The organism is Candidatus Nanopelagicales bacterium (assembly GCA_018003655.1).
Taxonomy (GTDB): Bacteria; Actinomycetota; Actinomycetes; order S36-B12; family UBA10799; genus JAGNDY01.
The window spans coordinates 1-2,129 of record JAGNDY010000073.1 but is presented as its reverse complement, the minus strand read 5'-3'; the positions used below and the strand labels follow the sequence as shown (position 1 = coordinate 2,129).

General features: G+C 63.1%; 1 protein-coding gene and 1 pseudogene (1 of these 2 running past the window's edge). Both read left to right on the top strand.

Annotated elements, in window-relative coordinates; all coding sequences use genetic code 11:
* Positions 1-1,458 (top strand): annotated as a pseudogene (locus tag KAZ48_09240) (excinuclease ABC subunit UvrA) (it extends 1,194 nt beyond the left edge of the window).
* Between the two features lie 17 nt (positions 1,459-1,475).
* Entirely contained in the window at positions 1,476-2,003 is a 528-nt protein-coding gene (locus KAZ48_09235) for a Rieske (2Fe-2S) protein (protein MBP7972973.1), read from the top strand.
* Positions 2,004-2,129 lie beyond the last annotated feature (126 nt).

Here is a 2,129-nt window from a genome sequence, read left to right as displayed (position 1 = left end):
CTGCGAGATTTGGGCAACACCCTGATCGTCGTCGAGCATGACGAGGACACGATCCGGGCGGCTGACTGGATCGTCGATATCGGTCCCGGCGCCGGTGAGCATGGGGGAGCGGTGGTCGTATCCGGTCCGCTGGCAGAACTTGAGGCCTCGGAAGAGTCGATGACCGGTGCCTACGTATCCGGCCGCAGGGAGATCTCCATCCCGAAGACCAGGCGCGCGCCGGAACCCGACCGCGAGATCGTCATCCATGGTGCGCGCGAGCACAACCTGCGCGATGTCACGGTTCCCATTCCGCTGGGCTGTTTGGTCGCGGTCACCGGCGTTTCCGGATCGGGTAAGTCGACGCTGGTCAACGATGTGCTCTACCGATCACTAGCCAGGGACCTGCACCTGGCTCGAACCGTGCCGGGCCGCCACGTCGGTGTCACCGGTACGGACTTGGTCGACAAGGTGGTGCACGTCGACCAGGGTCCGATTGGACGGACGCCCCGCTCAAACCCGGCGACGTACACAGGCGTGTTCGATCACGTTCGTCGACTGTTTGCCTCAACCGAAGAGGCCAACGTTCGTGGGTATCTCCCCGGTCGGTTCTCATTCAACGTCAAGGGCGGGCGCTGCGAGGCGTGCTCCGGCGACGGAACCATCAAGATTGAGATGAACTTCCTGCCTGACGTGTACGTGCCGTGCGAGGTCTGCCACGGTGCCCGCTACAACCGCGAAACGCTAGAGGTCCACTACAAGGGCAAGACGATCGCCGAAGTCCTTGACATGCCCATCGAGGAGGGAATGGAGTTCTTCGCCGCTGTGCCGGCCATTGCCCGGCACTTGCGCACCCTGTTCGACGTCGGCCTCGGTTACGTCCGGTTGGGACAACCGGCGCCGACGTTGTCCGGAGGCGAGGCGCAGCGCGTCAAACTCAGCGCTGAGTTGCAGAAGCGCTCAACCGGCCGAACGATCTACGTCTTGGATGAGCCCACGACGGGACTGCATTTCGAAGATATTCGCAAATTGCTCGAAGTTCTCGGTCGGCTGGTCGAACAAGGCAACACGGTCGTGGTGATCGAGCACAATCTTGACGTGATCAAGACGGCCGACTGGGTCATCGACATGGGACCGGAGGGCGGATCGGGGGGCGGCACGGTGGTTGCCACTGGAACGCCCGAGCAAGTCTCTGAGGTCGACGCAAGCCACACGGGTGAGTTCCTGCGACACACACTTGCGGGGTCCCACGCCGTCAGCGTCAAGCAGCAACGCAACGAGACTGTGCCGCCGACGAAGAAGACACCGACGAAGAAGACACCGACGAAGAAGGCGCCAGCGAAGAAGGCGCCAGCGAAGAAGGCGCCAGCGAAGAAGGCGCCAGCGAAGAAGACGCCCGCGAAGAAGACCTCAGGTATCAAGTCCCGGACAAGGAAAGCCGCTTCCCAGGACGCGGTTGTACAGTCGGCCAACACGTAACCCGCGAGAGGATCAACATGACGACAACGCCTCAGGAACGCGAGCAGGCTGTAGCAGCTCACGAACAGGCTGCACCGGATCACGCCGTGTCTTCGGTCTTTTCGCGACGCAACGTGCTCGCGGTTGGAGCGCTGGGTGCTGCCGGTGTTGCTCTGGCGGCCTGCAGTTCCAAATCGAGTGATTCCGGCTCCGCAGCAGCGTCCGAATCACCCTCTGGTGGACAGTCCGGCACTGGGGCCGGGTCAGGGAGCGGCGCGGAAATTACCTCCGTGTCCAAGGTCCCAGTCGGTGGCGCCATCATCACCGATTCGGCGGACACTGGGTTCGTGGTCTCGCAGCAGAAGGCCGGCGAGGTCGCGTGCTACAGCGCGGTCTGTCCCCACCAAGGGTGCCTGTGCAGCCAAATTCAAGGGGAGGTCGCTGTGTGCCCCTGCCACGGTAGCCGCTTCAATGTCTTCACCGGCGATGTCGTGCAGGGCCCCGCGACCACTGGATTGACCAAAGTGGAAGTGAAGGTCGCCGGCGGCAAAGTCGTGCAGGCTTAGTTGTCAACGATCCTGCGACTCGGAACACCGCGGACTCGAAACCCTGCGGCGATCGGCAGCGCCGAGTCAGGCGAAGGCAGCGACCTTGCGAACCTGCTGGGCGATGATCTTCCCGCGCATGCGGTA

Coding starts and splice junctions, on each gene's coding strand:
- KAZ48_09235 (MBP7972973.1), top strand. CDS start 1,476: ATGACGACAACGCCTCAGGAACGCGAGCAGGCTGTAGCAGCTCACGAA.